Annotated in this window: 15 protein-coding genes; 6 read left to right on the top strand and 9 right to left on the bottom strand. The window is 68.8% G+C overall.

The window, feature by feature from the left end:
* Positions 1 to 2: 2 nt before the first annotated feature.
* The 3 genes from SSMG_RS20920 to SSMG_RS20910 all read right to left on the bottom strand — a co-directional run bounded on the left by SSMG_RS20920 (position 3) and on the right by SSMG_RS20910 (position 4,386).
* The gene (locus SSMG_RS20920) at positions 3 to 2,405 is read right to left on the bottom strand and encodes a glycoside hydrolase family 2 protein (protein WP_009079199.1); all 2,403 of its coding nucleotides are present in this window, start codon (positions 2,403 to 2,405) and stop codon (positions 3 to 5) included.
* A 101-nt stretch (positions 2,406 to 2,506) separates the two neighbouring features.
* Positions 2,507 to 3,352 (bottom strand): LLM class flavin-dependent oxidoreductase, encoded by an 846-nt coding sequence (locus tag SSMG_RS20915; RefSeq protein ID WP_009079198.1) that lies wholly within the window; start codon positions 3,350 to 3,352, stop codon positions 2,507 to 2,509.
* Between the two features lie 131 nt (positions 3,353 to 3,483).
* Positions 3,484 to 4,386, bottom strand: coding sequence for an NAD-dependent protein deacetylase (locus SSMG_RS20910; protein WP_009079196.1), 903 nt, complete (start codon positions 4,384 to 4,386; stop codon positions 3,484 to 3,486).
* 73 nt (positions 4,387 to 4,459) lie between these two features.
* On the opposite strand from SSMG_RS20910, the gene SSMG_RS20905 reads away from it, so the two are divergent.
* Positions 4,460 to 4,648 (top strand): hypothetical protein, encoded by a 189-nt coding sequence (locus SSMG_RS20905; protein ID WP_037714351.1) that lies wholly within the window; start codon positions 4,460 to 4,462, stop codon positions 4,646 to 4,648.
* Between the two features lie 128 nt (positions 4,649 to 4,776).
* On the opposite strand, the gene SSMG_RS20900 is transcribed toward SSMG_RS20905, so the two are convergent.
* A complete protein-coding gene (locus SSMG_RS20900) occupies positions 4,777 to 6,207 on the bottom strand; it encodes a hypothetical protein (protein WP_009079193.1) in 1,431 nt (476 codons plus the stop codon).
* A 14-nt stretch (positions 6,208 to 6,221) separates the two neighbouring features.
* Here SSMG_RS20900 and SSMG_RS20895 point away from each other — a divergent pair, with 14 nt between their 5' ends.
* From SSMG_RS20895 to SSMG_RS20880, 4 genes are all read left to right on the top strand, one after another.
* Positions 6,222 to 6,980, top strand: coding sequence for a nucleotidyltransferase domain-containing protein (locus tag SSMG_RS20895; RefSeq protein ID WP_037714349.1), 759 nt, complete (start codon positions 6,222 to 6,224; stop codon positions 6,978 to 6,980).
* A gap of 153 nt (positions 6,981 to 7,133) precedes the next feature.
* Complete coding sequence (locus SSMG_RS20890) at positions 7,134 to 8,375, top strand: acetyl-CoA carboxylase biotin carboxylase subunit family protein (RefSeq protein ID WP_009079190.1); 1,242 nt, start codon at positions 7,134 to 7,136, stop codon at positions 8,373 to 8,375.
* 37 nt (positions 8,376 to 8,412) lie between these two features.
* Positions 8,413 to 10,437, top strand: a complete 2,025-nt coding sequence (locus SSMG_RS20885) for a hypothetical protein (RefSeq protein ID WP_009079189.1) — start codon at positions 8,413 to 8,415, stop codon at positions 10,435 to 10,437.
* 433 nt (positions 10,438 to 10,870) lie between these two features.
* Positions 10,871 to 11,101 (top strand): DUF6461 domain-containing protein, encoded by a 231-nt coding sequence (locus tag SSMG_RS20880; RefSeq protein ID WP_009079184.1) that lies wholly within the window; start codon positions 10,871 to 10,873, stop codon positions 11,099 to 11,101.
* Between the two features lie 406 nt (positions 11,102 to 11,507).
* Here SSMG_RS20880 and pqqB read toward each other — a convergent pair whose 3' ends face one another.
* From pqqB to pqqA, 5 genes are all read right to left on the bottom strand, one after another.
* Positions 11,508 to 12,377, bottom strand: coding sequence for a pyrroloquinoline quinone biosynthesis protein PqqB (gene pqqB, locus SSMG_RS20875; protein ID WP_009079182.1), 870 nt, complete (start codon positions 12,375 to 12,377; stop codon positions 11,508 to 11,510).
* Positions 12,374 to 13,447: a pyrroloquinoline quinone biosynthesis protein PqqE gene (gene pqqE / locus SSMG_RS20870; protein ID WP_009079180.1), complete on the bottom strand. Its 1,074-nt coding sequence runs from the start codon at positions 13,445 to 13,447 to the stop codon at positions 12,374 to 12,376. The genes pqqB and pqqE overlap by 4 nt, the downstream gene beginning before the upstream one ends.
* On the bottom strand, positions 13,438 to 13,710 hold the full coding sequence (pqqD, locus tag SSMG_RS20865) for a pyrroloquinoline quinone biosynthesis peptide chaperone PqqD (RefSeq protein WP_009079179.1): 273 nt from the start codon (positions 13,708 to 13,710) through the stop codon (positions 13,438 to 13,440). The genes pqqE and pqqD overlap by 10 nt, the downstream gene beginning before the upstream one ends.
* Before the next feature lie 4 nt (positions 13,711 to 13,714).
* The gene (gene pqqC / locus SSMG_RS20860) at positions 13,715 to 14,413 is read right to left on the bottom strand and encodes a pyrroloquinoline-quinone synthase PqqC (protein WP_037714346.1); all 699 of its coding nucleotides are present in this window, start codon (positions 14,411 to 14,413) and stop codon (positions 13,715 to 13,717) included.
* A gap of 83 nt (positions 14,414 to 14,496) precedes the next feature.
* Positions 14,497 to 14,592, bottom strand: a complete 96-nt coding sequence (pqqA, locus tag SSMG_RS20855) for a pyrroloquinoline quinone precursor peptide PqqA (protein ID WP_037358081.1) — start codon at positions 14,590 to 14,592, stop codon at positions 14,497 to 14,499.
* 296 nt (positions 14,593 to 14,888) lie between these two features.
* Here pqqA and SSMG_RS20850 point away from each other — a divergent pair, with 296 nt between their 5' ends.
* Entirely contained in the window at positions 14,889 to 17,645 is a 2,757-nt protein-coding gene (locus SSMG_RS20850; RefSeq protein ID WP_009079175.1) for a sugar-binding domain-containing protein, read from the top strand.
* Positions 17,646 to 18,270: the final 625 nt, after the last annotated feature.

The following is an 18,270-nucleotide window of genomic DNA, read 5'->3' as shown; positions in this document are numbered from 1 at the left end:
TCTCAGACTGACTCGATGGTGGCGGTTCCGGTGTTCACGAACGGATGCGTGGCACTCACGGTGATCGTGCCTGGAGTGCCGCGCATCGACCGGATCCACACCGCCGCCGCGCCGCCGAGGGCGCCGAAATCCAGGTACGGATCGCCGATCAGCACGCCGGGGCCCTTGACCGAGACGGCCAGGACCCCGCGGGCGTGCGGACGCGGCGCGCCGTAACGGTCAAGCGACCGCAGTGCGACCCGGGTGGTGTCCGCGCCGTCGGCGATGATCTGGTCGTCGTCGGCGGTCACCGCGATCGTGTCGTACGCCGGGTCCGCGCTGAATCGTCTGCGCAGCACGGTTTGCCCGCCGATCTGGCCCTCGATGGTCAGCTCGGGGCGGGTTCGGCCGTCCACTCGCAAATCCACCGAGAACGGCGGGTACGCCAGATGCGGGAACCGTGCGCGATCGGGCCGTACCGTGACCGGGCGCTTGCCCGCGACAGTCACCACCAGCACTTCGCAGTTCGACCAGACGATCGCGTCGCGGCCCGGCCCGCCCGGCGGTGAGCCGGGGCCGAAATCCCAGTAGAAGGCCGGTTCGATCACCGCCCCGCGGGACGGATCGCGCTGCGCCCGGTAGAACGCCGCGCCCAGCTTGGGGATGCGGAAGAAGTCCATCACGCCGGGGTATTTCACGCCGCGATAGTGGTGATACCAGCCGGAGGGATAGTCGAAACCGCACCACCCGAGCAGGCCGCTGTAGTGCGGATCGGACGCGGCGTGGTCGTGCACCCAGGCGTGCAGCAGGCTCTGTTCCCGTTGCACGGCAAGGGAATCCGTCCGCCGGAAGTAGGCAGAGCCGACGAGCGTGCCGATCGCTTCGCTGACCAGGTAAGGAACTCCGCGTCGCGGCGGGCGCAGCGGAGGGGGCGAACCCGGGGGACGGGGGCGGCTGTAGTCGTTGAACGAGAACACTCCGCCGGCCGCTTTCACCGGATACAGCGGGGAAACGTAGCCGCGTTCGCCGGCGACGGCGCCCGTGCACGGCCGCATCGGGTCGAGTTCCGCGGCGAGCTGGTCGGTTCTTCCGTACAGCGTGTATTGGCCGAGCGTCTCGTTCACCCGGGTGCCCCACACGATGATCGACGGATGGTTGCGGTCGCGCACGATCATGTCGTGCACGTCGCGCACCGCCAGCTCCTGCCACGCCGTGTCGCCGACGTGGTCCCAGCCGGGCAGTTCCTCCCACACCAGGATGCCGAGTTCGTCGCACGCGTCGAGGAACGCCGTCGCCTGCGGGTAATGCGAGCAGCGCACCATCGTGCAGTTCAATTCTTCTTTCAGCAGCTGAGCGTCACGGCGCTGCACCCGATCCGGCATCGCGCCGCCGACGAACGGGTACCACTGGTGCCGGTTGAGCCCGAACAGCTTGAGCGGCTTCCCGTTCAGCCGGAAACCGTCCACCGTGAACTGAGCGTCCCGCAGGCCGGTGCGCACCGGGTAGGTGTGGACTTTCCGACCGTCGACCGTCAGCGTGACGAGGATGTCGCACAGCGCCGGGTCGTCCAGATCCCACAGCTGCACCGCTTCGAGGCCTTGCAGGGAGATCGTGACCTGGGTATTTCCCTTCGGCAGGCCGGTGAGATCGGTGTAGGAGGATGCGATCTCCGCACCGTGCTGGCTGAGCGCGGCAGTGAGCCGGACCGGGCCCTTCACCGGCTTCGCCGAGTCCACCGTGCAATGCAGCAGCACCTCGCGGTTCGGCGTCAGCACGGCGATCTGCTGCGCGTACACATCGGACAGATAGGTCTGGGGCACGCCAGTCAGCCGGACTTCGCGGTACAGCCCGGCCGGCTGATAGAAGTCGATGGCCGTCGGATGCGGAAATTCCGGCAGGTCGGGCGGGGTGTTCTGCTGCCAGCGGCCGTCGACGACCACCGCGAGCACGTTGTCCTTGTCGGTCAGCAGGCCGGTGACCTCGCAGCGCAGCGGCAGGTAGCCCCCGCTGCGCGCGGCGACGAAACGGCCGTTGAGATACACCGTCGCGGCGCTGAGCACCCCGTCGAACTGCAGGAACACGCGGTTCCGCCGCAGCTGCGCCGGCGCGAGGAAATGCTGCCGGTACACCCAGACCTGCTGCCAGTCCGTGGGATCCCAGTCCTGCCAGGACAGCGGGACGACGCAGTGCGGGACCGAAACCAGCGCCATCCCGCTGTCGTCGAAGTCCGGCTCGGTGCAGCCCGGGACGAACGGCCCGAAAAGCCAGTCCGCGCCGAACCCGTCCCGCGCCGCCGGGGGCGCGGGACGGGAAAGCGCGGCCGCGAGCGCGCCCGAACCGGCGAGCGCCGCGCCGGCCCCGAGCAGGAAAGCTCGCCGGGGCTGCGCGGCGAGCCAGGGGACCCGCCCGGAAGGCTCGCCCGTCATCCCCGCCGGCGGGCGGTTCCGGGACCGGGCGCGGAAGATCCGCCGGAAAGCGTCGACGCCTGCATGGGCGCGAGCTTACTTCTCGCGTTGTTCAGGAGAGGTCAGCAGAGGTCGGCGAGCCGGTCGACCTGCTCGGGATCGCTGCCCCAGCAGTAGAGCATCACCTCGTCCGCGCCGAGATCGCGGTACGCGCGGATCGCCGCCCGGATGTCGTCGGCGGAGGTGAGCATGCCGCTCGCCATCTGCTCCGCCATTCCGGTGAACGCGTAGTACGCGCGCATCGCCGTTTTCGCCTCGTCCGCGACGGAATCCGGGCCGAGCGCGACGTTCGCCTGCGCGACCAGCCGAGGCTCGCCCGTTCGGCCGTGCTCCTGCCAATCGCGGCGCACCGTGTCGAACAGGCCGCCGACCCAGGACGGGGGAGCGGCGGCGAGCAGCCCGTCGCCCCAGCGGGCGACGCGAGCCAGCGCTCGGGGTTTGAACGCGCCGATCAGCAGCTCCGGGCCGCCCTCGCGAGCCGGGGAGGGGCCGATCGGACCGGCTTCGGCGCTGAACGGCTCGCCGGACCACAGCCGGCGCAGGTCGGCGAGCTGCCGGTCGAGGCGGCGGCCGCGCTCGCGCAGCGGGGTGCCGGCGGCGTGGTGGTCGTCCTCGCGGCCGCCGACGCCGACGCCGAGCACGAACCGGCCGCCGCTCATCCGGTCGAGCGTGGCGGCCTGCTTGGCGAGCAGCGCGGTCTCGCGCAGCGGGGCGAGCAGGACCTCGGTCTGCAGCCGGACGCGGGTGGTCGCGCCGGCCAGCACGGCGAGCGCGGTGAGCGGTTCGGGATTGTCGTAGACGAGACGGTCGAGCAGACCGAGCGTGCGGAACGGGCCGGCGTCCGCGCGCCGTGCCCAGTCGAGCAGGGCGGCGGGGTCGCTGACGGGCAGGCCAATGCCGATGGACATCGGGGAACCTCCGGGAAAACGGGTCGACAACTACGGGGTGGCCGCCCGCTCCTGGGCCTGGATGTCTTTCAGGCCGGCCGGTCCGCTCTGCGGCGTGCTTCCGGGGACCGTTCCGTCGGAGTGCGCGCAGCCTATCCGGCGGCTGCCGGGCGGGGCAACGCGTTTTCCAGCACTGCCAGCAGTTCGGTGAGCGCGGGGCCGAGCGGCAGGTCGGCGCGGACGGCCGCGTGCTCGTCGCCGCGGGTCTGGCCGCGGTTGACGATCGCCACGGGCTTGCCGGATTTCGCGGCGCGCCGGACAAAGCGCAGGCCGGACATGACCGTGAGCGAAGATCCCAGCACCAGCACCGCGGATGCCTCGTCGACCATCCGGTAGCAGCGTTCCACGCGGGCGCGCGGCACGTTCTCGCCGAAGAACACCACGTCCGGCTTCAGCACGCCGGAGCAGCTGGTGCAGGGCACGGTGCGGAAGGCGCGGACGACGTCCTCGGCGAGTTCGACGTCGCCGTCCGGGTTGATCCGCGTCGCGGTGCCGCCGAAATCCGGGTTGGCCGCGCGCAGCCGGACGTCGAGGTCCTCGCGCGGGGTGGTGCGGCGGCAGTCGAGGCAGACGACGCGGTCGAGGTTTCCGTGCAGTTCGACCACGCCCGGGGTGCCGGCCGCGCGGTGCAGGCCGTCGACGTTCTGCGTGATGACCCCGGAAACCCAGCCGCCCGCCCGCAACGCGGAAACGGCGCGGTGCCCGTCGTTCGGCGCGGCCCGCGCGATGGTGCGCCACCCGAGGTGGCTGCGCGCCCAGTAACGCTGGCGGCCCGCCTCGCTGGAGACGAATTCGCCGTACGTCATCGGCGTGTGTTTGCGGAGACTGCCGCTTTCGCCGCGGTAGTCGGGTATGCCGGATTCGGTGGAGAGGCCCGCGCCGCTGAGCACGAGCACGTCCCGCCCGGCGACGATCTCCGCGACGTCCGCGACCGTGCCCGTGCGCGGAAGCGGTTCGCCGGGTCCGGCCCAGGTCAGCGTCGGTCGCGTGCGCACGCCGCCAGTCTAGCCGCCCCCCGTCCGGAAACCGGGCGATTGGTTTTCCGCGCGGTTGGGTACCAAAGGCCACATGTGGTTCGCGCTGGCTACCCCCGTGGTCGTGATGGTCGCTGCCGTGCTCATGGAATCCGTCGAGCGACATTGCGTGCGGACTCCGAGCGGGGCGGTCCGCCGTCCGGTCGAACGGGCGGCGCTGCGGGAAGCGTCGATGCCGGTCGCAGCCGTCGGGGCGGCTCGGCTCAGGCAGCGGACCGCCTGAACGCCCACGGGCCGGAGGGGCCGGTGTTCTTGGGAGGAACACCGACCCTCCAGCCTGCGGGCGAGGCCCGCGCTCTCCCCGTCGGGGTGGGAGAGCGCGGGCCCCATTTCGTTTAGCGGGCAGCGTGTTCACCGGGCAGCGTCTTTGGTCAGCTGCCGGTACCAGTCGTCGTACGGATGGTTGGTCGCCGGGTAGTTGACCAGCGGATCGGTGGCCAGGCCCGCGCTGTCGAAGTCCCAGCCGCGGACCACGTGCCCGCTCTTGCGCGCGGCGACGAGGAACGCCGATTCCTTCGCCGGGGCCCCGTAGAACAGCCCGTCCTGGAGTTCGGCCGGATCGCCCTGCTGGTATTCGTCGAACGCGACCTGCTGGTACTGCACGCGTCCGCCGGCGACGAGATCCGTGGAGTAGCGCAGGGTTTGCGCGGGCGTGGACCCGTCGGCACCGGTGAAGACAGAGATTCGTCCCGCGTTTGCCTTGTCGTAACGCGGATCGGACGTTTTCGCGTTGCCGGTCCAGGCGACTGTCTCGCCGGAGAGCGTGCCGCGCCATTGCCAGTTCTGGTCGCTCGACTGGCTGCGGTGGATTTCGCGGAGCCCGGTGCTGGTGAACGCGACCGTCGGCAGCACGCCGTTGTCGTACTGGTGGCTCGCCGACCAGCTGATTTCGCCGTCCGCGCCGAGCTTTCCGGTGTGGTACCAGAGCGTGGTGGCGCTCTGCGACTGGTGCACCTCGACAATCTGCCCGGAATCGTCGAGCGCGACCGCGGGCGTCTGGCCGCTGTCGTAACGGCCGTGCCGCTGCCAGGCGACGCGTCCGTCGGCGCCGAGCTGCCCAGTCCAGTACCACAGCGCGCCGCCGCCCAGGTCGTGCACCTCCACGACCTGGCCGCGGCTGTTGATCGCGACCGCCGGGTGGTATCCGACGTCCCGGCGATACGCGGCGCGCGTGCCGCCGTCGCCGGAGAGCAGCGGGAGCACCTTGCCGCGCAAGGAATCCGTGGTCGCGCCGGTGCGGTAGGCGGCGGGGGAGAGCAGCCGCGGCCCGAACGCGGCACTCAGCTCGGCGTTGACCGCGGCCAGGTTCCCTGCGGCGAACGAGTCGTTGTCGGTCAGGTCGTCTTTCACATCGAGCATGACGACGATCGGCGCCGCGTCCGGATGCGCGGCGGACCAGGTGTTCACGACGGCGAGCCAGTCGCGGAGGCTGTCGGACGCCGGGTTGCCCGCGTGGTCGACCAGGTCGCCGGGGGAGCTGTGGCCGATGTCGTAGTCGTGGCGGGCGGCGTAACCGTTGTCGTGGATGTCGAATTCGATGAACCGGACCCCGTGGTCGAGCTGGTAGGCGATGGCTCCCTTCGCGCCGTCGACGTTGCCGGAGTAGCTGTTGTGCGTCGCGGCGAAGAGGGTGTCGGAGAACGGCTGGGCGGCGTTCGCGGGTGCGACGCCGAGCATCGTGACTGCGGCGGTGACGAGCGCGATCGTGCGGAATCGGTGCATGCAGACCCCCAGGTCGGCCGGACTGTCGGCGAAATACTGGCGATCTTGGCAGAGATTCATGGCATCTTCTGGGGATGCGGGAAAACGACGAGGAAACCTTCGGCGAGCACGTCGCCGATCTGCTGTCCGGTTTGCCCGGAGTGGAAGCGGTGGCCCTGGGCGGCTCGCGGGCGCGCGGCACTCATCGGCCGGACAGCGACTGGGACTGCGCGGTGTACTACCGGGGCGCGTTCGATCCGGACGACCTGCGCGCGCTCGGCCTGCCCGGCGAGGTGTCCGGCCTGGGCGAATGGGGCGGCGGAGTCTTCAACGGCGGCGCGTGGCTGACCGTGCAGGGCCGGCCGGTGGACGTGCACTACCGGGACTTGGACGTGGTCGAGCACGAGCTGGCCGAGGCGGAGAAGGGCCGGTTCCATTGGGAGCCGCTGGCGTTCCACCTGGCCGGGATCCCGAGTTATCTGGTGGTGGCGGAGCTGGCGCTGAACCGGGTGCTGCGGGGCGAGCTGCCGCGGCCGGAGTATCCGGAATTGCTGCGCGAGAGCGCTCCCAAGTTCTGGCGCGCTTCGGCCGCGCGGACGCTGGACTACGCGAAGGCCGCGTACGTGCGGCACGGGCGGGTCGCGGAGACGGCGGCGTCGGTCGGGGTGGCGGCGATGCAGGCCGGGCACGCGGTGCTGGCCGCTCGGGGGGAGTGGGTGACGAACGAGAAAACCTTGCTGGAGCGGGCGGGGTTGCGCGGGCTGGACGACGTGGTGGCCGGGATGGGGCACGATCTGGCGGGGGCGTTCGCCACCGCGTGCGCGCTGGTCGGCCAGGCAGCCGGGGGCGAGTAGCCGGAAACCGTTGTGCCGCACCAGTTTTTCCGCGCGAGGCAGGGACGGCAAGGAGAGAACCGTTTCATTCGGCCGAATTCGGGTATCCCCTTTCAGCGCGATCGCGGCCGTCGCGCCGTGGCGGGCCGCGCGTGCTGAACGGAGGAACGCCCTATGCCACAGTCCGAGCCGATCGCGAAGGACCCGGACAAGGGATACGTAGCACTGCTCGGCTGGTCGCTCAACGCGGTCGAGGCGCTCGACCGGTTCGACCGGCGCTACGTCGTGGTCGCCCCGGATTGGGCGGAGAAGTACTGCGTCGAGCACGACATCCCGTACGTGTCGTGGAATTTCGAGCGGCTGAACGACCGTTCGATGGAGATCGCCGAAATCCTGCAGGAGGAAGGCGTCGACGTCGCGATCCCGCTGTTCGAGGAGACCGTCGAATGGGCCGGGGCGATCAACTCGGTGCTGATGGACAACCCGCGCCTGTTCGGCCAGGCGATGCTGCTGCGGGACAAGGCGCTGATGAAGCGGCGCGCGCAGCTCGGCGGCATCCGGGTGGGGATCTTCGAGGAGGCGCACGACCGCGAGGACGTCGTCCGGTTCCTCAAGCGGGTCAACCAGACGCTGCTCAAGCTCGACGGCGACCCGAACGACCCCATCCACCTCAAGGCGTTCGACAAGGCGGGCTGCCTCGGGCACCGCGTCATCCGCACCCCGGACGAGATCGACTCGATCCCCGACGAGGAGTTCCCGGTCCTGATGGAATCGCACCTCGACGGATGGGAATTCGCCGTCGAGGCATGGATCCACGGCGGCAAGGTCAAATTCCTGAACATCTCCGAGTACGTCACGCTCGGGTACTCGGTGTTCGTCCCGGCGACCCCGGAGCTGGAGCGGTACCGGCCGCAGATCACCGCGCAGATCGAGAAGCTGGTCAAGACCTTCGACATCGAATTCGGCTTCGTGCACCCGGAGTACTTCGTCACCAGCGACGGCGAGATGTACTTCGGCGAGGTCGCCTACCGGCCGCCGGGCTTCAAGGTCTTCGAACTGCTCGAACGGGCCTACGGCTTCAACGCCTACCAGGCGCTGGTCCTGTCCTTCGACCCGAAGACGACCGAGGAGGAGATCGACGCCTTCTTCCCGAGGGAGGTCGTCGACGCGACCGGGGTGGCCGGCTGCTTCGGCGTGTACCCGCGCCGCCGGGTGGTCAGCGAACTGCGGATCCCGCAGCAGACCGAGGACGACGACTACTACGAGTCGCACGACCTGTCGGCTCCGCTGGAGGAGACGGTCACCAAGAGGACCGCGTTCGGCACGCACTGGGGTCTGCTGTACTTCTTCGGGGACGACGCCTACCGGATGCGCGACCTGCTGAAGGAACAGGAAGAACTGGACTTCTACGTCTGAGCACGGACGAGTCCGCCACCCCGACCGAAGGACGCACTTGGAGCCGAACGCCGACGTCACCGGCACGACTGCGACGCTGGCCAAACGCGTGGCATCGCTCGACGACGCTGTCTCGGCGATGGCCGGGACCCGCGACTTCGGGAAGCACACAAAGCTGCGGCGGGTGCTGGAAGCGCTGCGGCGCGTGCTGCTCCAGCCGGACGGCGCGGCCGCCGTCCGGGCCAGGGCGCAGGCGCTGGAGGAAGCCGGGGTTTTCCAGGGGACCGACTGGGACACCCCGGAGATCCTCATCCCCGCGCTGGTCGGCCCCGGCCTGCACAGCGACAACTCCGACACCGTCGTCATCGAGGCGACCAGCGAACTGCGGATGCTCGCCGTCGCGTGCGGCGACTACGAGCATCCGACGCTGCCCGCCGAGGACGCCCGCGTCTTCCTGTCGCAGGTGCTCGGGGCGAACCTGGAGCTGCTGTTCACCCCGCCCAGCGAGGCGGAGCGGACGAGGCAGGGCCGCACCGCGCAGCTGATCCGGGACCTGCTGCGCTACCTCGCCGACCAGATCGGCTACGACAGCATCCTGGACAAGGTGGTCGAGGAGATCTGGCGGATCCTGCGCCAGCGCCCGATCCAGGTCGACCAGGTCAAATCGCTGATCACGCGGATCTCGATCTACCGCGGCGACCCGGACGTCGACCTGGGCGGCTCCTCGGTGCAGGGGCTCGACCGGCTCATCACCAGCCTGTTCGGGACCACCGAGGCCTGCCGGGAGGACCCAGGGGTCGACGTCTTCCGGTCCCGGCTCGAGGCGATGGACGCGGCGAGCCTGCAGTACGAGGCGGCCGGGTTCGCCCGCGCCATGCACGACACCGGCCTGGTGTCGCCGTACCACGCCGAACTGCTGCGGTACCTCGCGCACGAGAGCGACTACCTCCTCGGCGAGGCGCTCGGGCTGTCCGACGTGGGCCGGAACTGCCTGATGCGCTACCACGACCTGGTCCACCGGCTGATCGAAGAGGCCGTGCACCCGCAGACCGCGCAGTGCGTTTACGGGCTCGCGCTGCTGCTCGACCGCGGCATCCTCTACGAGCCGCCGGTCGTGCCCGCGCTGTGGCGGCAGCTGGCGCTGGAGCTGTCGACCGCCTCCCGGGAACGGCTGACGCTCGTGTTCGGCGACCAGCCGCGGCCCGAGGCGCGGTTGCTCTCGGGGGTGCTGTCGATGCTGGGCCAGCCGCTCGGCGTCGGACAGGGCGACAACCCGACCTGCCAGTCGGCGCGGGCGCTGTCGATGTGGGCCTACAACGACCCGGACTACCTGCTGCAGGTCGTGGTGTGGGCGGCGCGCGACGACGAGGTCGTCATGCACTTCGAAGGACAGCCGGTGTCGTCCAAGGAAAGCGGGCAGGGGCTCTCCGCGTCGCTGCCCGTCGACCTGGACCCGGTGTCGTCGCTCGTCGTGCCCCATCTCGACCGGATCTACGCGGAGATGGGCCGCCGCTGCGCCGACCGGCCGGGCGACCCGCACCGCTGGGTCAACCCCGAGTTCCACGGCTGGTGGGCGTCGCGCGGGTTCCGGATCAACGTCGACGTCGCCACCGGCAAACTGATCGACGTCGACGATTTCCTGCGGCAGTTCTACGCCAGCTACCACCCGACCTACAACGGCGAGCAGCCGCTGATCCACCCGCAGCCGGCCGGGATCGCGGTCACCGACAGCGCGGCCCGCTACGTGGGCTGGCACGCGATCACGATCCTGCGCACCGCCCCGGATCCCGAGGACGTCATGCGGGTGTACTTCTACAACCCGAACAACGACAGCGGGCAGGACTGGGGCGACGGCGTGGTGGTCTCGACGGCGGGCAACGGCGAGCGGTTCGGGGAGGCGTCGCTGCCGTTCGAGCAGTTCGCGTCGCGGTTGTACATCTTCCACGTGGATCCCCGGGAGCACGGGGAGCCGGAGAAGGTGCCTGCCGAGGATGTCGCGCGGATCGTCGGGTATCTCGAGCGGAGCTGGGGCGCGGACCGGCTGCCCGGGGGGACGTTGCAGGCGGCTCCGCCTCGGGGGTGAGCTTCTCGGTCCACAATGGACTTTTGGGCTGGCATCTCCGGTTTTTGTCGGTGGCGCCTGTCATCATGGCTGCAGTCGATCTTGGAGGCATGATGACGGAGTTGGCTTGGCTGGACAACGGTGGATCGCTGCGGAACATTTTCGGTGTTTCGTTCGGGCGCGGGCTCGATCCTCCTGAGGCTGTGCTGCGGTGCGACGCCGTCGGGGTGAGCAGGGGACGTTCGCGGAGTTGAACGGTCTGGTCGCCGAGTACGTCGGGCAGGCCCAAAGGCGGGAGCGGCGGCGAGTGCGTCGGCGTGGTGTAGTCCGGCGGGCGGAGCGTGGCCGTCGAACCGTGGGGGTGGCGCGGGAATTTGTCGGGAGTCGTTGCTGGGCTGTCGAAATCGAGTGAAGTCGTGGCGGTCAACCGGCTCGGTTACGCCGAGGCCCCTTCGTGCATGCGGTAGACGGCACGGTCGTCGCCGGTTTCACTCCGCATGTTCCGCGTCGGCGGTACGGGAGTGAGCCGGAGCGGTTGGCGTCGTCGCTGTGGGAGGCCGGGTTGGATCCGGACCGCGCGGAGCCGTCGCCGAACCCGATCGCGGTGGAGGCTGGGATGACTGGTGTGGTGTTGACGCGAGAGGTGCTGGAGCGGCCGTTGCTGGTGCGGGACGTCCGGACGTAAGACGGAGCGTTGCGTTCGCCTTGCCGTGCTTCGAGCTGGGTGTTGTCGTGTGCGGGAGAGGATCGCTGGACAGCCGGGTTCGCGGTGACTGCTGGGCTGGTACTTGTGGGACTTGGTCGAGGAGCTTGGCTTAGCCGTGCGGATTACCGCGTGAACTCGGTGCTGTCCGGTTTCGCCGGTGGGCGTGTTCTGCGCTGGTTGGTCGGCGGGCGCTGTGGTTTTGCTGTGTCGGCGGGACGATGGTGGCGAGGTGGGTGTTTGGTTGAGAGGGTGATGCGTTGCTGTCTGGCGGCGGTTTGGTTCCAGGAGCGGGAATTCGGAGGCGTTCCGGGCCGCTCGGGATCAGCGGGCGGGGTTTGCCGTGTCGGAGGACCGGAGTTGGCAAGGTCGGGTGCTGTGGTCTGGCTCAGAGGGTGAACTCCGTCCCGTCAAACGGCAGTTCCGCTCCAGCGCCCACCACCGCGGCATGCTCCGCACTGGCCGGGTCGACGACAGGATTCGTGTTGTTCAGATGCGTATAGGCCCACCGCGTCGTGGCGGGGCGGGTGGAGAGCATCGGCAGTGTCGCGGTGATCGGTACGTGGCCCATCGCCCGCTGAGCCGCCGGGTTGGCGGTGGAGGTGGCGGTCGTGAATTCGCTGCCGCTGTAGAAGGTGCCGTCCAACAACACGAGGCTGGCACCGTCGGTGAAGGCGTCGAAGCCGGGCGGCCAGGTGCGCAGGCACGGCGCGTATACGAGCGTGCCGCCGGTCGTCGGGTCGTGGATGCGGTAGGCGACGACCCACGGGCCGGGGTGGGTGGACGAGCGGGCGTATTTCGGTTGTTTGTCGCTGATAGGGAAGGAAGTGATGATTAAGCCGTCGAGGGTGGTTTCGGTGGACGCGAGCCAGGTCCAGTCGTGGTAGTCGCCGATGATGGCGCGGGCCGGGAAGTGGTCCGTCAGTGCATGCAATGCCGCGGGTGGGGCGTGGACGGTGAGAGTCGGTGCCTCGCGGAGCATGAGCAGGCCGAGGGTGTGGTCCAGTTCGGCGTCGGTCAGCAGGACGGTGCGCAGCGGCGTCTCGCGCGGGCCTGGCCCGGCACGCAGGGCTGGGGTCGCCAGGATTTGGGCGCGGATGTCGGGCGAGGCGTTCAGGAGGTGCCAGGTGCGGTCGTCCGCGCTGAAGGCGACGCTGTCTTGCGTGCGGGGCGGAGAGCCGGAGGCGCAGCGAGCGCAAGCGCAGTTCCATTGCGGAAAGCCGCCGCCGGCCGCGGTGCCCAGGAGGATGACCTTCATTGGGCCGGGCCGCGCATGACCAGGTCCGGAGTGGACGGTGCGGAGAGGAGCAGGTCGACGGTGCCGCGATGCGGGGAGCGGGAGCAGACGGGGTCGGGGTTGGCCGCGTCGCCGGTGAGCTGGAACGCTTGGCAGCGGCAGCCGCCGAAGTCGGTGGTGCGGCGGTCGCAGGTGCGGCACGGGTCGCGCATCCACTCGTCGCCGCGGTAGGCGTTGAAGGACTCCGAGCGGTACCAGATGTCGGCCAAGGCGGTGTCGCGGACGTTGTCGAGCGGGAGCGTGGTGATCGCGCTGGCGGCGGGGCAGGGCAGGACGGTGCCGTCCGGGGCGATGGTGAGTTGCCGCGCGCCCCAGCCGTGCATGCACGGTTTGGGGAACGGCTCGTAGTAGTCGGCGACGATGTAGATGATCTCCATCGTGCCGCGGAGGCGTTCGACGGCCGCACGGACCACGGGTTCGGCGGCGGCGAGCTGCGCGCGGGTGGGCATGAGGGCGGCGCGGTTGCGCAGGGCCCAGCCGTAGTACTGGGTGTTGGCCAGTTCGAGCCGGTCGGCGCCCATGTCCTCGGCCAGCGCGATGAGGTCGGCGAGCTGGTCGTGGTTGTGCCGGTGCAGCACCACGTTGACCGTGAGCGGCAGGCCCGAAGCTTTGACGAGTTCGGCGGCGGCCCGTTTCCGGTCGAAGGCTTTCGCTCCGGCGAGCGGGTTCGCGCGGTCCGGCGTGGCGGCTTGGACGGAGAGCTGGACGTGGGCCAGGCCGCGTTCGACGAGGTCGCTCAGCCGGGGCTCGGTCAGGCCCAGGCCGGAGGTGACGAGGTTGACGTAACAGCCGAGTCCGCTCGCGTGCGTGACCAGCTGCGGCAGATCCAGGCGCGCCAGCGGTTCTCCGCCGGAGAGGTGGACCTGGAGCACGCCAAGCTCGCGGGCTTGGGAGAGCGCATCGGTCCATTCCACAGTGGACATTTCGGCGGCCCGGCTGACCAGTTCCAGCGGATTGGAGCAGTACGGGCAGTGCAGGGGACACCGGTGCGTCAATTCCGCGAGCAGTCCGAGCGGCGCGGTTACGTCCATTCGATCACCCGCCGTTGTCCGAACCTGGCCAGCACGGCGAGGACGTCACTCTCTTGGACGCCTTGATATCGGCTGCGCAAGCAGGTGAGGATGCCGGAGACCGGGGTCGCGCCGTCGCAGAGTTCCAGGACCGCGGTGGCGGTGGAGTTCGGCACCACCACGCCTTCCGGAAACAACAGCACGTGCACGCCGCGGACGTGGTCGTAGGTCAGGCGCACGCCGACGCGCAGTTTCGGCACCGACGTGTTGGTGATGGTGTCCATCGCTTCACTCCCCGGCCGCGGCGCGTTCGATGGCGTCGAGCATCGACCACAGGACGTCGCATTTGAACGACAGCGCGGACACCGCCTTCTCCTGCTGCTCGCGGGTGACGCAGTGCTGCACGACAATGTCCAAAGTGTCCTTGCCCTCGCCGGAAACCTTGTCGATGCGGTTGGTGAAGTACGCCAGGTCGGCGCGGGAGATCCACGCATAATTCGCCAGGACGTCGGCCACCCGCTGCTGCATCAGGTGCCCGGCGAACATTTCGGTCAGGCCGGAGGCGACGGCTTCGACCCAGGGTTTGGTGCGCGCGAAGGTGACGTAGGCGTCGACGGCGAACCGGACGCCTGGGGCCACGTGCCGTTCGTCAAGAACCTCGGCGCGGTCCAAGCCGACGGCGGCGCACAGGCGCAGCCAGCGCTCGGCTCCGCCTTCGCCGGCAGCGGTGCCGTCGTGGTACACGATGCGGTCCAGCCAGATCCGGCGGATTTCCGGGAGGGGGCAATTGCTGACGATAGCCGCGTCTTTTTGCGGCAGCAGGCATTGGTAGTACCAGCGATTGGCCGCCCAGAGTTTCAGTTCGCGTTCGCTCAGTTCGCCGGCGTGCATTCGCCGGTGGAACGGGTGGCTTCCCCAATACCGGCGGCCGAGGCCGCGCAGGGCTCCGGTGAACTCCGCCGGACTCATCGGGTGCACAGTGGACATTCGGCTGCTCCGGGATTCTCGCTGAGCGGTAAGGTTTTCCGGGAAGCGGACGGGACCGCGGCGGACCGGTCCCGTCCGGCGGGTCATTCCTCCCGGCGGGCCGCGTAGGCGGTGACCTCCATCGGCGTTTCGTATTCGACGAAGTCGGGCGCGGTCCACATCTCGACGGGTTCGGGCACGGGAAACTCGCTTTCCTTCGGTGGTGCACCGGTGAGCGGGGCACGCGCCCCGCCGCGAACGCCGTCACCCTAAAAGCGCACGGCGGGCGGTCGCCAGGGGCGCGGGCGGATTTCCCGCCGACTTTATAAAGGTTCCTTCCTATGGCGCAGCGGGCGGTCACGCTGGGGTGTCCGCCCGACAGAAACCTTGCGGGGCGGGGGAAACCTCCCGATGCCGCTTGACATCGGGACCGTGGGCGGCCGAATAATAGGGTTCAGGTGCGGTTGACAACGATGTCAGAGGCTTTGGGAGCGACGTGACCCAGGTGAATCGCAGGCGGTTTCTGTCCGGCGGGATTGCTGTCGCGGGCGGGGGTGTGCTCGGGGCTCTCGGGATAGCGGACCCGGCCGAGGCGGATGCCCGGCCGGTGCCGGTGGGCGGCGGGGAGATCGGCAGCGGCTGGACCTTTGCCGCGGCGGACGGCATGGCCGCGGACGGGAGTGCGCTGGCCAGTGCGGGGAACGTCGCCGGGATGAAGCCCGCCGTCGTTCCGGGGACGCCGCTGACGAGCATGATCGCCAACGGCGAGTATCCCGATCCGTTGTACGGCCACATCGTGACCGACACCGTTCCGGACACCCTCAAGGACACCGGCTACTGGTACCGGGTCGCGTTCCGGGTGCCGCGGCTGGTTCCGGGGCAGCGGTTCTGGCTGCAGTTCGACGGGATCAACTATCTCGGGACGGTATGGCTGAACGGAGTCCGGGTCGGCACGGTCGAAGGCGCGTTCAAGCGGGCGGTCTTCGACGTCACGGACATCGTGGCCAAGGCGGACGGCGTGGCGTGGCTGGCGGTGCTGGTCGGGAAGCTGGACTACACCGATCCGCCCGCGTTGCCCAGTTACGCCAGCGGGGTGACGCGGGGCGGGCGCAACGGCGGGCCGACCGGGAGCACGTTGAAGAACGGGCCGACGTTCTTCTGCACCGCTGGGTGGGATTGGCTGCCGACTATTCCGGATCGGGATCTCGGGATCTGGCAGCCGGTCACCTGGCGTACCACCGGGCCGGTCCGGATGGCTGACGTGCACGTCACCTCGACGTTGTCGCCGGATTTGCGCACGGCGGACGTCGCGGTCGAGCTTGCGCTGGACAGCGCGGCCGGAAAGTCCGTGGTGGTGAAGGGGTCGCTCGACGGGCGCGACTTCCGGCGGACGGTCAGCGTTCCGGCTGGAGCGTCGTCAGTGGTTCTGACGTCGAAGGAAGTGTCTTGCCTGCGACTGGACCGGCCGAAGTTGTGGTGGCCCAACGGGTATGGCGATCCGTATCGCTACCGGTTGGCGATCAGCGTGGAGTCCGGCGGCCAAGTGCACGACGAGCGGACGGTGGACTTCGGGATCCGCCGGATCGAATACACAACGCCGATGCGGTCGCCGTCCGGGGCGACGAGCCAGTGTTTGGCGATCACGGTCAACAATCAGCCGATTCTCGTGATGGGCGGCAACTGGGGGCTGGACGAGGCGCTGAAGCGGATTCCCCGGGAGCGGCTGCGGGCGCAGGTCCGGCTGCATCGCGACGCCAATCTCAACCTGATCCGGAACTGGAACGGGCAGAGCAGCACCGAGGACTTCTTCGCTGCTTGCGACGAGTACGGGATCTTGGTGTGGCAGGATTTCTTCTGTTCGACTGAGGGGCCGCCTGCGGAGAACATTGCCCGCGATCTGGCCAATATTCGGGATTGCATTGTGCGGTTTCGCAATCATCCGTCGATCCTGCTGTGGTGCGGCGGCAATGAAGGGCCGCCGCCGCAGCCGTTGATCGACGGGCTGGACGCACTGGTCGCCGAGCTGGATCCGCAGCGGGCTGTGTTGACTAGTTCGGCTGGGGACACTGGCGTGAATCCGATCGACGGGTATCGGTCCGGCGGGCCGTACCACTGGGTGCCGCCTGCCCGGCATTTCGAGCTGAACGACGGGACGCAGTGGCCGCCGTTCCACAACGAGGTGGGGTCTTATTCGATTCCGACGCTGGAGTTCATGCGGAAGATGCTGCCGGAGGGATCGTGGGAGCATCCCGATGATTTCTGGGCTGATCGGGATGTGAACGGGAATGGCGGGAACGGGGGCGGTGCGGGGTATCTTCGGCTTACCGCGGAGCGGTATGGAGAGGTGCGGAATCTCGCGGATTTCGCGCGGAAGTCGCAGATGATGAACTACGAGTGCATCAAGGCTATTTACGAGGCTCCGGTGGCTTATATGCGGAGTGCTGGGCCTTATCCTCGTACTGGGGTCATCATGTGGATGACCAATCCTGCACAGCCTTCTTTCGTTTGGCAGATGTATAGTCATGATTTGGAGGCGCATTCGTCGTTCTACGCGGTTCAGCATGCTTGCCGGCGGGTCAATGTGGTGCTGGATGCGCGGACGTTTGAGGTGGTGATGGCGAATCATTCCCGGGCGGTGGTGCGGGGGAGGGTTGCGGTTTCCTTGTATGGGCTGGATGGGGGCGAGGTTGGGCGGGTCTCGTTGCCTGTCGGTGGAGTGCGGGGTTCTGATCGGGCTGTGGTCGGGAATGTTGCTTCGCTGGTGAGGGCGGTTTCGTCGGAGGTGGTTTTTGTTCGGTTGGTGTTTGAGGGGGCGGGTTTGGTGGTTCGGAATTTCTACTGGGTGGAGAATCCGGGGCGGGCTGTCGGGTTTGGTGGGCTTGACGGGATGTCTCCGGCTGCTGTTTCGGTGATCGCCGGGGTTTCGCGGGACGGGGTTGAGGTGGATGTGCGAAATGTTGGCGAGTCTGTGGCGTTGATGGTGCATTTGCAGGTGTATGACACTCGGACTGGGGAGAGGGTGCTTCCGGCTGTGTTCAGTGATAATTATCTGAATTTGGTTGGTGGGGAGATGGCCAGTGTTCGGGTTCGGCTGGGGGCGGAGCAGGTGGCGCGCCATCCGGAGGTGGGGGTTCGGGTGGATGGGTGGAAGGTTGATCAGCGGGCTTCTCGGTTGCGGGGGCGGGGGGTTGAGGTGACTTTCAATCGGGAGGCGTTGGATGTTTCTCCTGCGGTGCCTACGTTTGGGCAGTGAGTTCGAGGGCGTCTAGTTACTTGCGCGGGGCGACCCGCAGCCCGATCGGTTTCACGGGCGGGGTGCTCGTAAAAGCGGCAAGCCGAAGGCTGTGCGCGGCACATCGAGGCTGAGGCTGTCCGGCCTGAGCGCTGGACGGAGTCGACGGCACCGGACGAGCCGGGCCGAAGTGTCTTCGGCGGGCCAATCCGCGCAGCGAGCTGGATCCGAACAAGGCAGCAGCTTGGGCGGACGCCTGTTGCCGCAACGGAACGTTCGGATCGAGCTGGGTGGCATGCCGCGGAGGCAACGGCAGATGTGTGCCGCCACGGATGGCGGCGGACTGGGCTGCGACCTGGCGGGCAGTACGATGTGCTTCGCTCCGCCGGACGCGCTGGGGAACTTCTGGGAGCGCTCAATCCGGTCAAAGGCGAGGTTCGTCTCGGCTTCCAGGCGAACCGGTCCGGAGCGCGCCGCCACTCCGGTCCCGCGGTGCCGGAGCCATCATCGCCATGCACGACCACCTCGACAGCAGGCGGGCTAGCGGGTCCACGGCGAGGGCATCTCTCTCCGCCTCGGATCTGGCCTGGATCGAACGGACGATCCGGCGGCCGGGTTTCGTTCACTTGCAAGGCGGGTCTGCGAG

The sequence above is a fragment of the Streptomyces sp. AA4 genome, from assembly GCF_000158875.1.
In the GTDB taxonomy this organism is placed as follows: domain Bacteria; phylum Actinomycetota; class Actinomycetes; order Mycobacteriales; family Pseudonocardiaceae; genus Amycolatopsis.
This window is presented reverse-complemented; position numbering and strand designations above follow the sequence as displayed.

Bases quoted from the DNA above. Each gene is read 5' to 3' on its own strand.
- SSMG_RS20920 (WP_009079199.1), bottom strand. From the start codon at position 2,405: ATGACGGGCGAGCCTTCCGGGCGGGTCCCCTGGCTCGCCGCGCAGCCC.
- SSMG_RS20915 (WP_009079198.1), bottom strand. From the start codon at position 3,352: ATGTCCATCGGCATTGGCCTGCCCGTCAGCGACCCCGCCGCCCTGCTC.
- SSMG_RS20905 (WP_037714351.1), top strand. From the start codon at position 4,460: ATGTGGTTCGCGCTGGCTACCCCCGTGGTCGTGATGGTCGCTGCCGTG.
- SSMG_RS20900 (WP_009079193.1), bottom strand. From the start codon at position 6,207: ATGAATCTCTGCCAAGATCGCCAGTATTTCGCCGACAGTCCGGCCGAC.
- SSMG_RS20895 (WP_037714349.1), top strand. From the start codon at position 6,222: ATGCGGGAAAACGACGAGGAAACCTTCGGCGAGCACGTCGCCGATCTG.
- SSMG_RS20890 (WP_009079190.1), top strand. From the start codon at position 7,134: ATGCCACAGTCCGAGCCGATCGCGAAGGACCCGGACAAGGGATACGTA.
- pqqB (WP_009079182.1), bottom strand. From the start codon at position 12,377: ATGAAGGTCATCCTCCTGGGCACCGCGGCCGGCGGCGGCTTTCCGCAA.
- pqqE (WP_009079180.1), bottom strand. From the start codon at position 13,447: ATGGACGTAACCGCGCCGCTCGGACTGCTCGCGGAATTGACGCACCGG.
- pqqD (WP_009079179.1), bottom strand. From the start codon at position 13,710: ATGGACACCATCACCAACACGTCGGTGCCGAAACTGCGCGTCGGCGTG.
- pqqC (WP_037714346.1), bottom strand. From the start codon at position 14,413: ATGTCCACTGTGCACCCGATGAGTCCGGCGGAGTTCACCGGAGCCCTG.